Origin of the sequence: Granulicella sibirica, assembly GCF_004115155.1 — a bacterium.
In the GTDB taxonomy this organism is placed as follows: domain Bacteria; phylum Acidobacteriota; class Terriglobia; order Terriglobales; family Acidobacteriaceae; genus Edaphobacter; species Edaphobacter sibiricus.
In genome coordinates, this window is the sequence record NZ_RDSM01000005.1 from 164,582 (window position 1) to 183,477 (window position 18,896).

At 59.1% G+C, this 18,896-nt stretch carries 10 protein-coding genes; 6 read left to right on the top strand and 4 right to left on the bottom strand.

Features of this window, described 5'->3' with window-relative positions:
• The first annotated feature begins 341 nt into the window (after positions 1–341).
• On the top strand, positions 342–1,973 hold the full coding sequence (locus GRAN_RS23195; RefSeq protein ID WP_161571133.1) for a tetratricopeptide repeat protein: 1,632 nt from the start codon (positions 342–344) through the stop codon (positions 1,971–1,973).
• 2 nt (positions 1,974–1,975) lie between these two features.
• Here GRAN_RS23195 and GRAN_RS23200 read toward each other — a convergent pair whose 3' ends face one another.
• Positions 1,976–3,760, bottom strand: coding sequence for a CRTAC1 family protein (locus GRAN_RS23200; RefSeq protein WP_128915454.1), 1,785 nt, complete (start codon positions 3,758–3,760; stop codon positions 1,976–1,978).
• 286 nt (positions 3,761–4,046) lie between these two features.
• Positions 4,047–7,859, bottom strand: a complete 3,813-nt coding sequence (locus tag GRAN_RS23205; RefSeq protein ID WP_128915455.1) for an FG-GAP-like repeat-containing protein — start codon at positions 7,857–7,859, stop codon at positions 4,047–4,049.
• A gap of 305 nt (positions 7,860–8,164) precedes the next feature.
• On the opposite strand from GRAN_RS23205, the gene GRAN_RS23210 reads away from it, so the two are divergent.
• From GRAN_RS23210 to GRAN_RS23230, 5 genes are all read left to right on the top strand, one after another.
• Complete coding sequence (locus GRAN_RS23210; RefSeq protein ID WP_241655119.1) at positions 8,165–12,013, top strand: TonB-dependent receptor; 3,849 nt, start codon at positions 8,165–8,167, stop codon at positions 12,011–12,013.
• 75 nt (positions 12,014–12,088) lie between these two features.
• Positions 12,089–13,279 carry an alkaline phosphatase family protein gene (locus GRAN_RS23215; RefSeq protein WP_128915456.1) on the top strand — a complete coding sequence of 397 codons (1,191 nt, stop codon included), beginning with the start codon at positions 12,089–12,091 and terminating at the stop codon, positions 13,277–13,279.
• 3 nt (positions 13,280–13,282) lie between these two features.
• On the top strand, positions 13,283–14,482 hold the full coding sequence (locus tag GRAN_RS23220; RefSeq protein ID WP_128915457.1) for a hypothetical protein: 1,200 nt from the start codon (positions 13,283–13,285) through the stop codon (positions 14,480–14,482).
• Positions 14,483–14,639: 157 nt separating this feature from the next.
• On the top strand, positions 14,640–14,900 hold the full coding sequence (locus tag GRAN_RS23225) for a hypothetical protein (protein WP_241655120.1): 261 nt from the start codon (positions 14,640–14,642) through the stop codon (positions 14,898–14,900).
• A 52-nt stretch (positions 14,901–14,952) separates the two neighbouring features.
• Positions 14,953–15,357 carry an HAD-IA family hydrolase gene (locus GRAN_RS23230; RefSeq protein ID WP_277751249.1) on the top strand — a complete coding sequence of 135 codons (405 nt, stop codon included), beginning with the start codon at positions 14,953–14,955 and terminating at the stop codon, positions 15,355–15,357.
• Positions 15,358–15,498: 141 nt separating this feature from the next.
• On the opposite strand, the gene GRAN_RS23235 is transcribed toward GRAN_RS23230, so the two are convergent.
• Both GRAN_RS23235 and GRAN_RS23240 read right to left on the bottom strand, forming a co-directional pair.
• Entirely contained in the window at positions 15,499–16,350 is an 852-nt protein-coding gene (locus GRAN_RS23235; RefSeq protein ID WP_128915459.1) for a 5'-3' exonuclease, read from the bottom strand.
• An 857-nt stretch (positions 16,351–17,207) separates the two neighbouring features.
• The gene (locus GRAN_RS23240) at positions 17,208–18,845 is read right to left on the bottom strand and encodes a M28 family peptidase (protein ID WP_421800873.1); all 1,638 of its coding nucleotides are present in this window, start codon (positions 18,843–18,845) and stop codon (positions 17,208–17,210) included.
• Positions 18,846–18,896 lie beyond the last annotated feature (51 nt).

Genomic DNA, 18,896 nt, shown 5'->3' on the forward strand with positions numbered 1-18,896 from the left:
GAGTTATGGAGAACTCGAGCGCGACAACCGCTTGTCAATACTAAAGGCCGGGACTTCTTGCATCTGATAATGCTGTCTCATGTCTGGTGGAACTGAGGCGCAAAAGCAATAACAATGTCGTAGCTCTGCAAGGCCAAGATGTCGCTGCCCCATCCAACAATAGCAACATGGATCTGTATGCCGAGACATCGGCTTGGGGACTCATCGCTCGGACTTGCAGCCGGAAATTCGATTGACAGCGTGGTCGAGTTCTATGAGAACGATGGCACGAAATTCTTTTCGCCGAGCCACCGATGGAAGCAATGCCCGACGGATGAAGTACCATGTGGTCGATGATTCGAATGTCAGCACTTTTGGGACTAAAGTGCACCACACACGAGGCCGACAAGAAGCGACGATGCGTCATCCTGCCTCTACTCGTCCTCGCGTTCGCGATCCCCATGAGGAGCGCTCTCCTCGTTGGGCAGGCGCCCACAGCGATTCTGCTGACGGGTAAGGTGGTGGGCCTGGATGGCAAGCCGGCAGCAGGTGCCGAGGTGAAACTGCGTGAACAGGCAACGGACGACGTGACCGTTACTACGGACGCCTCCGGCTCGTTCGAACTGAAGTCGCCGCCGCAAACCCGCTATGTCCTGAGCGCGGATACCGTCGATCACCGGCATGGAGAGTTGGCAGTCGCAGAGTTGGCAGTCGCAGAGCCGAGAGAGGGTCTGCGAATCGTGGTGAAGACAGGTGCCGGGGCACAGGCCGCGATGGATTTTGCGGATAAGCCAAACTTCACCGTGGCGGGAATCACTGACTGGACGGCGGTCGGAGGGCACGGCTCTGACGCGACGTTGCGTACGAGTGAAGAGATCGCCCGGCAGACGGCGGCGTTGAAGAACTCAGCGCCAGAGAGGGGTCCGGGCTCGAAGAGGGAAGAGGGCGCGAAGGAAGTTGCCCTGCGCGAGGCAGTCACCGCTCAGCCGGAGAGCTATGCTGCTAACCGGGCGTTGGGGGACTTTTATCTGCAGGCCACGCGGTATGCAGAAGCCTCCGGCTTTCTCGAAACAGCGTCCCGGCTTCACGGTGGATCGGCTCCGGATGAATATAACGCGGCCCTGGCGTGCCGGGGTGAGGGAGACTTTGCGAGGGCGCGGCAGCATGTGATGCGGGCGCTGGAGAAAGAGGATCGAGCGGCCTACCACGCACTGGCTGGGGATCTGGATGAGCGGTTGGGCGATCCGCTCGCTGCAGCGCGAGAGGACGAACGGGCAACCGCGCTTGAGCCAAGTGAGGCGAATTACTTTGCGTGGGGGTCGGAGCTTCTGGTGCATCGAGCGATCTGGCAGGCCGTGGAGGTATTTTCCAGGGGAGCTCAACTGCACCCGGAGTCGCAACGGCTGAAGATGGGACAAGGGGCAGCTTTATTCGGCGGCGCCAGATACGATGAGGCGGCCGAGCGGCTGTGCGAGGCTTCCGACCTCGATCCTGCGAACCGCGAGACGTACGTTTTTCTTGGGAAGGTGGGGCTTGCATCGCCTTCGCCCGCGGCTTGCGTGGGTAAAAAGCTGAAGCGATTTGTCAGCATGCGTCCCGAGGATGCGGATGCGAATTACTACGAGGCGATGATCCTTATAAAGGGCAGGGAACCCGGGGAGCAGGGGCGTGCGGCGGATCTGCTGCGAAAGGCGGTTGCGTTGAACCCGCAGTTCGCCGAGGGGTATCTGCAACTTGGAATCCTGGCCCTCGCACGGCGAGACAATGCGGGTGCGCAGGCGGAGTTTGAGCGGGCGATCAAGGCCGATGCTTCATTGGCGGAGGCGCATTATCGGCTGGGAGTGTTATATGACCGCGCGGGTAATTCAGAGAGAGCAAGAGTTGAGTTTGCGCGGCATGAGGAACTGGTCAAGGACAAAGCAGAGGCGGTCGAGCGGGAACGGCGCGAGGTAAAGCAGTTCCTTGTAACGTCCGGGGATACACATACGAAGTGACGTTAGGCGGGCTTTCGCGGGCTGCCGGGAACCGTCGCGATGATGCCCTGGCCTTCGCGGATGGTGAGAATCTGATTGGCCTTGATGTGGGTGAACTTTTCTGATTTGCCGGTGGTGGGCCAGATGATTTCGATCGTATCGGCGAAGCCCGCCTGGCCGAGTCCAAAGTGAAGGCGGAGGTCGGACTGCGACATGACGCTGGTGCCGCTGTGGACCTCATCCATCTGCGTGTGTTTGCCGGTCGTCACGCGGGCGCGGGCGCCAATCGCTGTGCGGTTGCAATGGGTGCCGATCAGTTTGAGCTTGATCCAGTTGCCGGACGCGACGCCGGTGTTTCGTAAGAGAGATGGCACGTCGTTCATGTTAAGGATGAGAGCGTCCATGCCGCCGTCGTTGTCGTAGTCGCCGAACGCCGCGCCGCGGCTCGAGAAACGCTGGGCGATGCCCGGACCCATCTGGGCGGACACATCCTTGAAGCGTCCGTTTCCCAGGTTGCGGTAAACAAGGCGGGGGTTCTTGAAGGTTTGATTGAAGTGGTAGCTGTCTATCTCCGGATAGACATGCCCGTTGACCTGCATGATGTCCTGCCAGCCGTCATTGTCGATATCGAGAAAGCCGCAGCCCCACGCGACGAACTGGTCGTTGACGCTGGTCCCGGCGTCTGTAGTGAGGTCCGTGAATGAGGCTTTCCCGTCGTTGTGGTAAAGGTTGCTGGTGTCGTCGGCGAAGTTGGTCTTGAAGATGTCGAAGTTGCCGTCGCAGTCGTAGTCGCCGACGGCAACTCCCATGCCTGCCTGTTCGCGACCGCCCTCAGAGTAGGCGCAGCCCGCTGCGACGGCGATGTCGGTGAAGGTGCCATCGTGGTTGTTCCTGAAAAGGATACTTGGCTGTGAGTCGACAGCGATGTAGATATCGGGCCAGCCGTCGTTGTCGAAGTCATAGCTGACGGCGGTGATGGAGTAGCGCGGACCCGGCTTGAGAATCCCGGACTTCTCCGAGACATCGGTAAAGGTTCCGTCCCCGTTGTTGCGATAGAGGAGGTTCGTGTCGGCGGGCAGGCCGCGCGGGCCGCACAGGATGGGAACACCCTTCCACTGGCAGAAGTGGGTGTCGGCGGCGGGGGGGATCTCGCTGGGGTCGAGTTTGAGGTAGTTGCAGACGAAGAGGTCGAGGTGGCCGTCGCGGTTGTAGTCGAGGAACGTGCAGCCAGCTCCCCAGCGGACGCGGTCCTGAAGAAGACCGGCTTGTTTGGTCACGTCGGTGAACGTGCCGTCTCCGTGATTGCGCATGAGGCGGTTCTGACCCCAGAAGCAGCAGAACAGGTCGTCGAGGCCATCGTTGTTGTAGTCGCCGACACAGACGCCGGTCTGCCAGCCGGTGATTCCGAGGCCGGATCCTTCCGTGATGTCGGTGAAGGTGCCATCGCGGTTGTTCTTGTAAAGGTGGGCGGTGGGGGCTTTGCCGGTTGGCCACTCGGTGCCGAGGCGGTTGCCGTTTGTGAGATAGATATCGAGCCAGCCGTCATGGTCGAAATCGTAGAAAGCAAGGCCGCTGCCCTTGGCTTCGATGATGGATCGCTTGTGATCAATGCCCCCCCAGACGTTAGGGATGGTGAGGCCTGCCTGCCTGGCTACGTCGACAAACTGGACTGGGGGTGTGGGGGCTTTGATGGTCTGGAGGAGGGCTGGGTCGGTCCAGCGGTGGAGCGGAGTGGCCAGGGCTTCGGTAAGCGTGTTCCCGAGGAGGAGGAGGGATGAACCAAGGAAGTGGCGGCGGGGGAGCAGCATACGGGGCGATTATACGGCGGCGGCTGGCGGCTCCCGGACTGGTGCCTGTCGGTGACTACCGGTATCGAAGCCAAAACAGACCACTTCCGGATACCACACCGCTGTCCAGCTCTTCCATACTTCGCCCCACGTTCTGCACCACAAAAACCTTCTGGTGAAACATTGGGAAATTTCCATCGTCAACCCGTAACCCCTTTAGAACACGACGATTGCAGCAAGAAACATAATAGGTTACATTTCACACCAATTTTAAGGAAGATATTCCACCACAGGTCAGACCAATGAATCACTCGTCAAGGGTTTGCAGCGCCTTTTTGGCAGCTGAGCTCTGGGGGTTCAGTCGGAGCAGATCCTGAATGACTTTGCGGGCTCTCGGCTTGTCGCCCTGGGTCAGGTAAAGGCTGCCCAGATTGAGGTAGGTCCCTTCGTATGCGGGGCTCAGCCTCATGCACGTGAGGAACTGCTGCTCGCCCCTTGCGTTGTCGCCCTGGCGGACGTAGAGGACGCCGAGGTTGTTGAGGGCTTCGGGGTAGTCGGGCCGTAGAGCGATCGCTTTCTGGAGGTACTCCTCGGCTGCGGGGAACAGGGACTGTTGGGCGAAGAGCATGCCAAGGCTGTAGTCGGTCTCCGGATCGTCGGGTTGGAGGGCAAGGGCGCGGGTGAGGTAGGTCTGAGCTTCCGGGAAGTTGCGCTCGTGGCGGTAGAGGTTTCCAAGGTTAAGCAGGGCGGTGGGGTAGTTCGGGCGGAGCGCAAGGGACTTATTGAAGTTTTCGTGGGCTTCCTGGGTCTGGCCCTCCTGGGCGGCCATCATACCGAGGTTGTTCCAGGCCTCGGGGTAGTCGGGCTTCAGTACAAGGGTTTGCTTCAGGTGTTGCCGGGCGCTTGGGAAGTCGTTGCGGCGGAGGCTGAGGGTGCCAAGGTTGTAATGGGCTTCGGCGTCGTTGGGGCGGTCGGCGATGACCTGCTGGAAGGAGGCGGCAGCCTGGTCCAGGTACCCGTGCTGAAACATGGCTACGCCGAAGGTGAAGTCGTTGCGGTGGAATGAGCCCTGATAGAGGGTGCCGGGAAAGGGAAGCGCAAGGGCTGTGCGTGCGGCGGTTGTTGTGGGAATCAGGCGGAGATCGGCGAGAAGGTCCTGCGGGTTGATTGGACCCTGGTAGATCCGGACGATCATGCTGTGGACATCCAGTAGAAAGGAGGTGGGAAGGGGCAGGTTGGTGCGGCGGTCGAAGAGGTAACGGAAGACGATGTTGTAGATGCCGCCGACCTCAGCCGTTGCCTTGAGCATGTGAAAGCGCATGTGCTGCTCTGGGGCAGGGTCGCCGAGGTTGAGGGCGAGGACGGTGAGCGTAGCTGGCGGGATGGTGTCGAGGGTGCGAAGCTCGGTTTGCCAGGTTGGATTGGCGGTGGACCAGAGGTGGAGCAGAACGGGACGACCGGCGAAGGTATCGAGGGAGGTCTGAATGCCTTGCTGGTTGGGCAGCGTGAATGCAGGTGCTTTGAGGGGATCGAGAAGCCAGGTTGCGATCGTGGTTGGGATCGTCTGACCCTCGACTGGCTGGCTCGGATGGGTGTAGGTCTCCGCGGTCGGGGCGAATGGAGTGACCCTGGGTGAGGGATCGGCTTCGACGATCTGGATGCGGGTGTTACGAGGAAGATCGTGGAATTGCTGGCTCTCGCCGCTGGGCCAGCGGATGTTCGCATGGATGGGTTCGGTGCCGTTGCCCAGACCGAAGAACAGTTCCTTCGTGTGCTGGGAGAGGAAGCCGGAGCCAGCCTGGAGGGAGCGGGTCTGCACGAGGTCTCCGCAGTGGAGGGTGATCACGGTACCGATGGCGTCGCGGTTGGAGTGGGTGCCACGAAGGCGGAAGGCGATGGCGTCGCCGAGGTGCTCCATATTGTTGTGAAGGATGCGGATCTGGGGTCCGTTGCGGTTCTTGAGGATGATTTCGAGGCGGCCATCGCCGTCGAGGTCGGAGAGGGCGAAGGAGCGGCCGTCTTCGAGGAAGTCCAGGCCGAGGGGGCCTGAGACTTCGGTGAAGGTGCCGTCGCCGTTGTTGGCGAGTGCTACGTTGCGTTCGTGACCGCTCCAGGAGCTGTCGGTGCGGATGAGTTCGTTCAGGGCATTCCAGCCGCGCTCGTAGGCGAGGGAAGGGCTGGCATCATCGGGAGATCTCCCTACCACCTGCCGCCAGAAGAAACTGTCGAGATCGCTGGTCGGAGCGGATGGTGTTTGGGGAGCGGTGATGTAGCCGTTGGTCACGTAGAGGTCGGCGTGACCGTCGCGGTCGAAGTCGAAAAAGTCCGATCCCCAGGCCCAGCGGCCCATCTCGACGCCAGCCTCTTCGCTGACGTTCGTGAAAGCGCCGTCAGGTTCGCTGCGATAGAGAGCATTCCCGCGCGCGTGTCGCTGGTAGAGTTCGCGGACGGCAGGCGTTGAGGAGGAGTGAAAGGGTTGCAGTTGGGAGACGCGCTGCCCTGCGGCGGACCACATGTTCGCCGCGTAGATCCCGGGACGGCCCGTGTTGGCGTAGTCGGCCCACGCGGCACTCATGCCCGCACCAACATCCTGCACATGGGCGGCGGCCGATACCGCCTCGAAGGTGCCGTTCCCCTTGTTGCGGTAGAGGTTGTTGCGACCGAAATCGTTCACGACATACAGGTCGGGAGAGTTGCCCGCATTTTCCTGCCAGGCACAGGCAAAGCTGTACCGATCGTTCTCCCGGTTCAGGCCCGCGGCTTCGGTGCGGTCCGTGAAGGTCCCGTCGCCCTCGTTATGCATGAGGAAATTAGGTGGACCATTGCGAGCGTCGAAGTAAGGAGTTGGATAGTGGTACTGGTCAAGCCCCAGGTAGTAGCTGTAAAGGCAGAAATAGATATCGAGGCGGCCGTCGCGGTCGTAGTCAGAGACGGCAGCATGGGTAAAGGTACCCTGGGGAGGGTGCAGGAAGCGGAAGGCGTCCGGCTTGAGCCTGAAGGTTTCGTCACCCTGGTTGAGGAAGAGCAGAGGACCGCTGCCGCAGACTACGAGCAGATCCTGAAGGCCGATATTGCGGAAGTCGGCGAAGAGGGCACAGGCCGTATTGTCGAGCACGCCGACCCCGGCCTTTTCCGTCACGTCCTCAAACGTGCCGTCGCCACGGTTCCGGTACAGACGATTCGGCAGTCCGGCTGGCTGTGAGACGTACAGGTCATCGAAGCCATCGTTGTTGTAGTCGCCCACTGCGACCCCGTTGTTTCCATACACGTCGATCCCGCTGGCTCCGTCCAGGACGGTGCGCCAGTAGTCCGAGCCGTTACGAAGCTGCTGCCCATAGGAAGCGTTTGCTCCAAGCGCATTGTGCGAGACGTCCACGAACCCCCCGCCGCGAACGAGGGCTGCCGACTCTGTGGAAGCTTCGAGGCGCGTGGTGATCCATTTCGTTTCAGAGGCCGCAGTCTTTTGGTCAGACCAGATCACACGCCAGGATCCAACGCGTTGTTCACGGCTACGGTCCTCTTTCTCTATGGTCAGGTTGTAGCGGATGGATGTTAGGAGCATGCGGGGATCACCGACGTGCTCTTCCAGTGAGGTGAGCTGAAACTCAACCTGCTGCAAATGGGTGCCCACCCCAATCCACTCACGGAGCGACGTTGCCAGTACATGCGCGCCCATTGTCTGCACGGGACCGAAAGAGCGCTTGAAGCAGGCTACGCCGTGTTTGTCACGAAGCTTTGTCTGGTTGACGAACGTAAGAGGCGATGCTTCAAGGCGGGGTGCAAAGTCCTTAACGATTGCCTGGAGGTCACCCGCTTGCATGCTTCGTCCCCAGACCGCGAGGATGGCTTCGATTTGAGCGGCGTATTCCTCGGTTGGGTATGCATCAGAACCGGGCCTGACAAGGCGCAGGACATCTTCGAGTGGAGACCGAACAGGATACTGGGGAAGATAACGCACATCGCTGAACGGCTGCGGGCCACCCTGATAAGAATCCATGTGCGGGGCACGTCCAGCCAAAGCCGAGAAGGCGGCAGGGCGTAACAGCAAAGGAGCCAAACCAAGCTGCTTGATGAGCGATCTGCGGTTCAGCCTGTAGATAGCGTCGTTTGTTCCTGCCATGCTCTAACCTGACCCGACGATCTAGCCCTTTCGGTCCAGCCACCCACTATAAACAAAGGGCATTAGCCCTGCGACGATGCCACCGAAGCGCCAAGTTGGGTGTGCGGGATATTTTCCGAGCTAAATACTTCATTTGACAATACTTCATTTGACAGAAAGCGGTCCTCGGTCCTACGCTAGGTTGCGCAAAAAGAGAAGAAGTTATCGGTAACCGAATGGATCGGTTTCTAGCCCCCGTTTCAAGACCGGATCGGGGCACCAGGATACCGGCGGCAGCACGGATGATTCACTTCGTGGAGGCAGGGATGGCTATGATGCGAGCGAAGTTCAGGTGTTCAGGATGGGCAGCGTTGCTGCTTGTCACGGCAGTGTTTTTCAGCTTTTTCACGCCATCGGCCATTCACGCGCAGGTTGACCAGGGTTCCATTACGGGCGTCGTCCAGGATTCCACGGGTGCGGTTGTGCCTGGAGCGGCCGTGACGCTGAGAAACACCGATCAGGGGATTACGGTAGAGACCAAATCAACGTCGACCGGAGACTATACGTTTTCTCCAGTACGTATCGGTAACTACACTGTGACCGTAGCGGCTCCTGGGTTTTCAACGACAACGCAGCAGGCCTTGACGGTTGCCGTGGGTCAACAGTTACAAGTAAATGTCACACTACAGGTAGGCGCGACCGGAACGGAAGTGACGGTCTCGACTGCTCCGCCGCAATTACAGACCGATGAGTCTTCGGTTGGGCAGGTGATCGACGAGCATACTACCGAGTCGCTTCCCCTGAATGGTCGCAACTTTACCTTTCTGGCGCAGTTGAGCGCCGGCGTCAACGTTTCGCAGAATGACACGCGTGGAAACGCTGCTTCCGGTGCGTTTACCGCGAACGGGCTGCAGTCAGCGCAAAACAACTATCTGCTGGACGGCATCGACAATAACTCCAATGCGGCGGACTTTCTCAATGGAACCAACTACGTGATTCTGCCGCCAGTCGATGCGATCTCGGAGTTCAAGGTGCAGACCGCGGACTTCAGTGCGGAACTTGGCCGATCAGCCGGCGCGGTGCTGAACGCCACCATCAAGAGCGGGACGAACCAGTTCCACGGCGCGGTGTGGGAGTTCTTTCGCAACGACAAGCTGGATGCTGCGGACTGGTTCGAGAATAACAACGGGACAAAGAAGGGAAAGCTGCGGCAAAACCAATTTGGCGCATCGATAGGCGGCCCGATTCTCAAGAACAAGCTATTTTTCTTCGGAGACTATGAGGGGTTGCGGCGTGTTCAGGGAACTGTGTTGACCGGCACGGTGCCTACGCTTTCCGAGCGTAACAGTGGATTTACCAACCTTGGGGACCTCATCACAGGGCAGTCGGGTGCTCCGCGGACCGATACTCTCGGTCGGACCGTTCCGTTTGGGACCATCCTTGATCCGGCGACGACGCGAGCCACCACGGCCGGTGCGCTTGATCAGGCCTCCGGGAGAGCGGCGACTCAGACAGGGTTTGTTCGCGATCCGATCAACACGAATTGCGCTGCGAGCAGCAACAGTTTCGTGGGCTGCACGCTCAACCAGCTTCCCACCAGCCGCATCGACCCGAATGCAGTCAAACTGCTGAGCCTATACCCCACACCCACGACAGGTAACTTTACCTCCAACTACACCAACAGCCCAGCGCTGTACGAGCATCGCAATGCGTTCGATACGCGCATTGACTACAACGTCAATTCGGCGAACCAGATCTTCGGGCGTGTCAGCTTCGTGGACGATCCGAACTTTATCCCCAGTATCTTTGGTGGTGTCGCGGACGGTGGCGGGTTCCAGCAGGGAATCCAGACGGCTCGCTCCGAACAGGGAGTTGTTGCCTATACCCACGTCTTTAGTGGCAGTATGGTCAACGTGGCTCGCGTCGGGGCGAACCACCTGCACACGACACGTACAGGCACCCTCGGCAGCACTTCGGGCATCCCGGCGCAGTATGGCATTCAGGGTGTACCGCAAGGCAATTCGAACGGCGGTCTGCCCGCCATCATTATCTCGGGCCTCAACAATATCGGAAGCAGCGACTATCTGCCCTCCGATGAGATCAGCCAGACGTATCAGTTTGTCAACGATTTCAGCAAGGTGATCGGCCGCAACAGCATCAAGGCTGGATTTGAGTATCAAGACGTGCACTTCAATACACTGCAGCCACCTTTCGGACGTGGAGAGATATCGTTCTCCGGTAACTACGCCGGGCTCCCGGGCACGACAGGCGATCAGACTGGTCGCGCACAGTTACTGCTGACCCCAACGGCTGCAACGGTGCCCGGAGGGATCGGCTTCGTCGGCGGCTCGAACCAGGTGCAAGCATCCAGCATTGCCAAGACGTACGACAAGCGTTCCTATTACGCCGGGTACCTCCAGGATGACATCAAGTTCACTCCAAAGCTGACGGTGAACATAGGCATGCGTTATGACTTCTTCGGGCCGATCAGCGAGACCAATGGCGCACAGGCAAACTTTATCCAGTACGGTGGCCCGCTGAATGCGCCAACGTTCCTTATCCCTGCTTCGGGCAAGACGCCTCGTGCTCTTAGCTCCACTGCGAACAACCCAAGCCTGAACGGGAATGGCTTCCTGGATCTCCTTGCGAAGGATGGGATCACCCTGCTCTCGACAGATGCGTACGGTCAGGGCGTCGGCAAGGTGTCGAAGAACAACTTCGCTCCTCGCTTTGGCTTTTCGTACGCTCCGAACAGCCGCCTGGCACTCCGGGCCGGCATCGGGTACTTCTTCAACTCGTTCGAGAATGCGGGATACGGACCAAATATCGGGCGCAACTATCCGTTCTCCTACAGCTACACCTTTACGGGCACTACGGACAGCGCACCCTTCGCGACGGGCGTCAATCCCTACGGCACATGCGCCTCAGCCGGTCCGGGAGGGAGCGCGACGCTCGAAGTGGGTCTGACCTGCGCCGCCTTTACGCCGCTTGCCGTTCAGGGTACCGGAATCGGCCTGCAGGGTCTGCAGTTCAACTTCAAAACGCCGAATACGATCAGCTCGAACCTGAGTGTGCAGTACGGAATTACAAGAAATATGTCGGCCACGGTGGCGTATGTGTACACGCATGCGGCCAATCTGCAAGTGGGACCTGGGGATAATCGCCCCTCGCAAATTCTTCCTGCGAACCTTAGTCTCACGGGTAACAGGAACTTGCCGATAAGCGCGACCAATCCGAGCTATGTGCCGTTCCGCGACTTTGCCGTCGGAGGCAGTTACCAGGTGAATCAGGGTTCGAGCATCTACAACGGCCTGCAGACCAAGCTGGAGCAGCGGATGAGTAACGGAGCTTACTTCCTGCTGACCTACACCTGGTCGAAGACGCTGACGGATGCCAACGATCTGTTGAACGGTGGCAGCCTCGGAGGATACCGCGCACCGTATATCCCAGGTGGCGGTACCGCATTTGACTGGGGTCCCGCCGCGTTTGACATTCGCAACGTCCTCCACTTTAGCGGCGGGTATGAACTTCCGCTCGGCAAGGGGAAGAAGTTTCTGGCGAACTCCAGGCTGAAGAATGCCGTCTTTGGCGGATACAGCCTGAACTACCTCGTGACATTGCAGGGTGGCCAGCCAATTACCATCTCATGTCCAAGCGGTACCACCACGGGCACCGGCTGCATCTCGCTGCTTACTCCTGGACAGGATCAAAAGCGCGGCATCCAGTTGAGGACAGTTACCAGCGGGGCAACTTCCTCCATAAAGCCTTTCTTCTTCAACAACCCGGCAGCATTTCAACAGCCATGCCTGATAGGTGGCACCGCCGCAAACCCTGTGCCGATCGTCAATTCGCCGGCTGGCTGCGTTCCGCTCACCGGACTCGCCGCACTCGGCGGAAAGCCCGGAACTGCTCCCGGGCCCGGCTTCCACCGTCTGGACTTCTCACTCTTCAAAGACTTTGCCTTTACGGAGCGCTACCGTCTGCAGTTCCGCACGGAGTTCTTCAACATCCTCAACCACCCCAACTTCAGTGCTCCGGGCTTCGGCGGCAACGGGGTCACGGCCATCGGGAACTCGCTCAACTTCAACAGCTCTACCTTTGGGCAGATCGGATCAACCCGCGATGCACCGTACGATCCGCGGCAGATCCAGTTCGCTCTGAAGTTGTACTACTAGAATCAACGAAGTGGAGGAACGTGGAAGCTCCCTTGCGGGGACGTCCGCTTTCTCGTTTTATAGAAGAGGCGGGCCATGTATTACCCCTTTCAATCAAGCCACGCGGCATCTCCTGCCGAGATTGCCGCCACGCTCTCGCGCAGCAGGCGGGAGTTTCTGCGCGATGCCTCGGGGTTGCTGCTGGGGTCTGCATTGGCGGGTGGAAGCCCTTTTCTGCGTGGGCAGTCGGTAGCGAAGAAACGTAAGGTCATCGTGATCACCTTTGGCGGTGGCGCTCGCGACCAGGAGACGTTTGCACCTGAGGGTCAGCGGAACATTCCCCATATGCTCCGGGAACTGGCACCACAGTCCACCTTTTTTACCCATGTGATGAATAAGGGAATTCTTGGGCATTACGTAGCGACAGCGAGCCTGGCTACAGGTGTGTACGAGACGCTGAACAACTTTTCTTCGGTACCACCCGAACATCCAACGGTCTTCGAGTACTTTCGCAAGGATCTGAAGAGGCCCATGTCGAATGCGTGGGTGGTGGCCCCAAGCAATGGTTTTAGCCGCATCGGCGAGAGTGAAGCGCGGGGATACGGCCCCGGGATGGGGGCTCAGGTTATTCTCCCGAAGCACCTGCTCCAGGCCGCTTCGTCAGGCAGTGGCCTGGGAGATCTAGGCCATCTTCTACGGGACAACTACGAGTCTCCGCTTTATACGCCGCACCTCGCGGGCAGCGATGCCGACGGCGACGTAGAGCGTCACCAGCTGGATTCGATCCTGAAGCTTTCGCTTGATGACTTTTTGACGCATGCGCGGACGGCCGCCAGTCCTGATGAGCTTTCGGTTTACATTGTGCGGCAGCTAATGCGGAAACAGTCGCCGAGCATGCTGTGGCTCACGCTTCATGATGTGGATATCGCGCACTCCGGAGCCTACTCGCTCTATGTGGATGCCATTCGCCGGACGGATCGGCTGTGCGGCGAGGTGTGGCAGGCGGTACAGGCAGATCCGGAGTACGCAGGAAATACCACGATGTTTATCCTTCCCGATTTCGGCCGCGATGCAGATATGGAGGCGGGGGGAAATGGCTTTCAGCATCACCGTACCGGTGATACCGCATCGCGCACCACATGGATGATGGTGCTGGGCGCGGGCGTGCGTCAGGGAGTGGTTTACGATCGTCCGATTGAGTCCATCGATCTGGTTCCGACGCTTGGATCCATCATGGGGTTCTCCCCCACGCTGTCGCATGGTAAGCCGATCACGGAGCTGTTATAAGCCATGCTGCCCGCAACCCTTACCACATCGCAATTCGCGAATTACCCGTCCCTGGCCCGTGCGCTTGCGTCGGCACACCTTGTTCTGCTGCGGCAACTGCCACTCGCGTTTCTACCAAGCCTGCTCCGGGAACTCATTGAATATGACTACAAATTCCCGGTAGAACGCACAAGGATCGATCGGGAGTTGAACTATCTCGAGTCGCTCTCTGCCGTAGATCTGGCGAGGTGTTTTGCTGCTTTCTCACAGATCAAACTTAGTGAAGATCAGACTTCCTTCGCCTGGTGCGAACGTCCTCTGGACTTTACCGAGTTGCTCTCTGCTTATTTGTGGCGAACGCATCAGATGAGTGCGTTCCATGATGCGGCAATCGCATATGGGAATCGTTTGCAAACAGCGGTCGTATCACCAGCTCTTCCAACCTCTCGCCTGGGCATTGCCGTCATCGGGCAGGGAGCCTCGCCGCACCAGCCAGACTTGTTTCAGAACCTTCGTCAGCATGGGACTTTATTCACCAATATCGACCCTTCAGTCGGTCTGTCGGGCCTGGTGGCTGCCGTCGAGGCGCGTGCGCAGCAGCATCCTGTTCCTTACGCGCACTGGTACGTCGACGGAGGACTTCCGCTCGAGCATAGTGGAGCGGTAACCGGAGTGGCCTATGGAAAGCTGGCAGATACGCGGACGCTGTTGTTCAAGTACATCCAAAAGCAGGTGAACAGGCCCGGCATGGGTCCGGAAGAGCTTCGGGATAGCCTGGCGCGTCTGTCCCCAGCTGCATTAGGGCTGAAAGACGATTCGATAGTGGATCGATTCCAGATCAAGGTGCTGACTGAAGGTTCCGGTACGCAGATTTTCAGCACGACCTTTGCACAGTGGACCGCACGCGAAGTACTCCGGCGAGCTGAGCCGCTGACCCTTCTGGTGCGGTTTGCGCCACGGCAGCGCCAGCGGCCTATGAACGAGCTGCTGGCGGGCGATGAGAGTACACCGCAGCTTGATCCGGAGGGTTCACTGATCGATGGCGACATGGCCGCTTACTATCAGTGGATCAACCAGCAGCGCCTTCCCGAAGCAGATCGCTCCTCGTTTCTCGTGTGGTTCGAAGGGCAGCGACAGGCGCTTGCTGTTAGCCCAACCTTACCGAAAGGAAAGCAGTCCCGCACACCGCTTGGCGTTGCGGCGCTGCTTTCCCTCGTCACATGATCTAGTGAGTCGCTTCGATGCGAAGGAGGCGAACCCCGTGAGCGGGAACGGGCTCGGTGTCTTTCTCACTGTTCACGGCAATGGGCTTATGGTTCTAGAAATCGCTCACGGTGATCTTCGGGCCGGAAAAGCCCGCGGGTAGGCTGCTCCAGGAGAGATGACCGATGTCTGGACCTGGGGAACTCGCGTGGGCGGCAACGTCTGGCGCACCACCGGTGACATCCGCGACACCTGGGATTGCATGGATAAGATTGGCTTCAGCCAAGTCGCCATCTCTTCCTACACTCGACCCGGCCACTGGAACTACCCCGACATGCTCGAGATCGGAAACGGCGGCATGAACGCCGACGAGCGCTTGCCTCCCCAGCAAGAACATCATCCACAGTGCCAAGGTAGCCTCATATTTTGCACGCGCTGAGGAATTTGAGATTATCACACCCGGCTACACCGTCGATATGAGCAAGTAGTATCTGGAACTCAAGCCGTGGCCCGAAGTCGCCGCTATGGTCCGGACGCTTCGTGAGCGAGGTACTCGACTGGCCATTCTTTCCAACACGACCGCCGCAATGATGCACGCCTGCGTGAAAGCCTCCGGTCTGGAATCGGCGTTTGACTTTCAGCTCAGCACCGATCACGTGAAGGCGTTCAAGCCCGATCCTTCCGCTTACCAAATGAGCCTCGATGCATTTCATCTTCGGAAGAAAGAGATCGCGTTCGCGGCATTCGGCGGGTGGGATGCGGTGGGTGCGAAGGCTTTTGGCCACCCAACCTATTGGGTAAACAGGTTCAACATGCCATCCGAAGAACTCGGTCTATTTGCCGATTTCACTTCTCAGAATCTGTCCTCTTTGCCATCCTTCCTGAAATCTACATAAGTGATCCGCAAGTTCGACCAAACCCGCGCGGTATGCCATGGGGCAAAGACCGACAAAGCCTCCAAAAACCTGGAGCAACGCACTTCCGATATTGGGTTATGTCCGGAGCGAGTGGTGCCATCGGCCGTCAGCCTGAGTATTTCATTTGCTGGAACGGAGAGAGTAGTCGAGCCTTGCAGCAAGGGCAGGGAACTCGGCCGTCGGTCCCCTCCACCTGAGCTCCTCAATAGAGTCGAAGAGTGGAATATCTGTTCTAAGTGTGGCCAGGTCACGGAACAGGAAAGCCAAATCTCGTTGCTCCTCGAAGGTTCGAATCAGGGTTCCGGAATTCGCTACGTGAACTGTCCAGGTTCGCAGGTCATTTGGGATTGCCTCAAGCTTTCCGTAATGTGACAGTACGGACGCAGTCGACTTCGCCCCCCAGCCCTTGAGGCCTGGATAGCCGTCTGCCGGGTCTCCGACCAAAGCCAGAAAATCAGGGATGGATTCCGGAAGAACTCCAAATTTTGCGACAACGCCTGCCTCGTCGCGTATCAATCCCTTCCGCCGGTCCAGTTGAACGACTCGCGTTCCCCGCACGCATTGACCAAGATCCTTGTCAGGGGTGCAGATGACGACTCGGGTCACTACAGGGTCTTCGGCTGCTTTGAGAGCACCGGCAGCAAGGGCATCATCGGCTTCGAACTCCACCATCGGCCAGACCACCACTCCGAGTGATCGCAGCGCTTCTTCCAAAAGAGGAAACTGCGAAAGCAGATCAGGTTCGATACCTGCTCCGGTCTTGTATCCAGGCCACATATCATTGCGAAAGGACTCGATGACGTGGTCTGTTGCCACAGCGATGTGCGTCGCTCCATTCTCGATCATCTTTAGAATTGAGGCGAGCACACCTCGTACGGCTGCGACTTCCCGGCCTTCTCTATCGAATGCGGAAGGAAGTGCATAGTAGTGCCGGAACAGCTCGTACGTACCGTCAACAAGGTAGACTTCCAGAGATTTGCTCCTGGATCGACTATAGAACTTGTCTCGCTGTTCTGGCTGATTCTTCCTGGCGTTGACTTTCCCGCTGCGGCGCTTTCACGGTCGCATGAGACCGACCGGGGACTGGGAATTGTCCGTGCTGTTGACGTAGGCTCAATCCATGCCAAGAAAGACAGATTCCGCTGCAAAGAGTTCTCTAGCCGGAGAACGTTGAAAGGCTCGGGAGACAGATCAAGCAGTTTTTTATGGCTTGCCATCATGCTCGTTGTCCTGATTATCCTCGTCTCCGTGGCGTGGCTGTACTGGTTGCAGTCGGGATCCGGAGCGAAGCGAGGCACATTCAGCGAAGCTGCCCAAAGCACTCTGCACCTGAAGCCGGGACAGCAGAAGCCCAGCGCAGGAAAGCCTGAGATTGCACCCGAGAGGTCCATTCCACGGGTTGTGCCTTCCGTCGCCGTTCCATGAATCTGGCCTCGGCCAGACAACGAGCTAGATCCCGGTCTTCCGTTGAAACACGACGCGGCACGGCCCGAATGAGTTATTTCCTATCTGCCATGTCTCTTTGCTCCAATGGAGGTCGAGACATCATTCTGTGACATCGCGGGCGGCTCTGCTGTGTGCAAAAGCTACACTTTCCCCCGAGAGAACGAGGCCTGCGAAGTTGCATAGCGGTACAACTATAGTGGGCTATTTTCTTGCCGCCATCGTCTGCCCGAAGTTATCGTGCCCGGTGACCAGCTCGAGCGCATACACGCGGGTTCTTTCGCCCCAGCTTCGATTCGAGGTCTGGCCTCGCGCCCTTTGGAGCAGCCTGACCCATAGATTGGCCTGCGCCTTTCGGCCCCTGTAGAGTTAGCGCAAGAAAGCCGTTAGAAGCCCTTTGCCTTGGGATCGGGCGCGGGCGTCGGGATGCGTGGCAGCATCTCGGGGCGGGTGGCTGCGTTGTAGGCAAACCAGGCTTCGATCATGCTGCCCTGCATCACGTCACCCTTCTGCACACGGTCGTAGAGGTCCATGTTGCTGTGGTGGGTTCGGGTACCGTACTCCAGCGGGTCTTGCATGAAACCAACGCCATTCAAGCCGATCCACGAGAACGACGTGGAGTCAGTACCGCCGGGCGTAAGCGTTGGGCCTGCGGTGACGCCGGTGACCGTTGTGATCTGCAGGTCCTTGATCGGTGCGATCCATGAGCGGAAGATAGCCGCCAACTGATCGTTACCCAGCGCTGACACTCCGCGGAAGCGGCCGCTCCCGCTGTCGTCGTTGAAGTAGACGTCCAGCTTGTCGTACTCCGGCGTCTTGACCATGGTGGTGCGCGGCGCGAAGTGCTTTTGCACATAGGCCAGCGAGCCGTACAGTCCTTCTTCCTCACCGCCCCACAGCGCCACGCGGACGGTGCGTGCCATGGGCTTCTTCGTGGTAGCGAGAATGCGCATGGCCTCCATCGCGACCGAGGATCCGGTGCCGTTGTCCGTAGCACCGGTGCCGCCCTGCCAGCTATCGAAGTGCCCGCCCACCATCACGACTTCCTCCGGCTTCGTGGTGCCGGGGATCTCGCCGATGACGTTGAAGCCGTTCTGGTCGTCCATCTGGTACTCCACCTGGATGTCGAAGGTTAACTTCGGCGTTTCGCCGTGGTCGAGCAGGCGCACCACGCGGTTGTATTGCTCCGGCGTGATCGCGACCATGGGCGGCCCGACCGGGTCGTTTGGATTCTGCGATCCACCGTAAGAGCCGAAGACCGTACCGCCGTCACCGTTGTAGCCCGGCGTTACGGCCACCAGCACACCCTCCTCCTTGAAGAAGGCGTTGATCTTGTTGCGCAGCACCATGCCACTGCCCGCGGCGGTGGAGAAGGTGGAAGGGGTGATGTCGCCGGGACGCGGGGCCACTACTCCAGCACGCCCGCCAAAGCCGGTGTGCGAAGGATCCTGCGTCTGCGCGCGTGCGTCGATCTCCGCGTCGGTCAGCCGGTGCGCTTCCGCATCCGTATGCATCTCGAGCGTTCGCGGATCGAAGAAGAGCACCACCTTGCCCTTCAGCTTGCCCTTGTACTTCGCGAAGTCTGCCTCCGTGTGCAGCGGGGCGAAGACAGCGTCCGCGGTGACGGGGCCGTTGGTGCCGGGCGTCCACGCTAGCGGGAAGCCTATCAGTGCAGCGTATGCCGGATTCTCCAGGGCGCCGTAGAACTTCTTGATCTGCCACCCATAGCCGAAGGGCCCCCAGCTCTCGAGGTGTACGTTCTGTAGACCCCATGCCTTCATTTGCTTCATCGCCCAGTCGGCCGCGGCGCGGTGGTTGCGGCTGTTGTTCACGCGAGGGCCATAGACCTCACTCAGGTAGTAGAGGTTCTCCATCACCTGCGAGTTCTGGAACGCCTGGGTCTTAATGGCATTCAGGGTAGCCAGATCGACCTTGTCGCCGTCGTCCTGCGCATGTGCGGCTGTTCCGAATGCCAATACAGCCGCGCATGCGACCGACAAAAGCTTGATGGGCGAACGAGTCACTGAATTACTCCCAGTCAAAGGTGGCTTTGGGCGAAAGAGAAGGCCCGATGC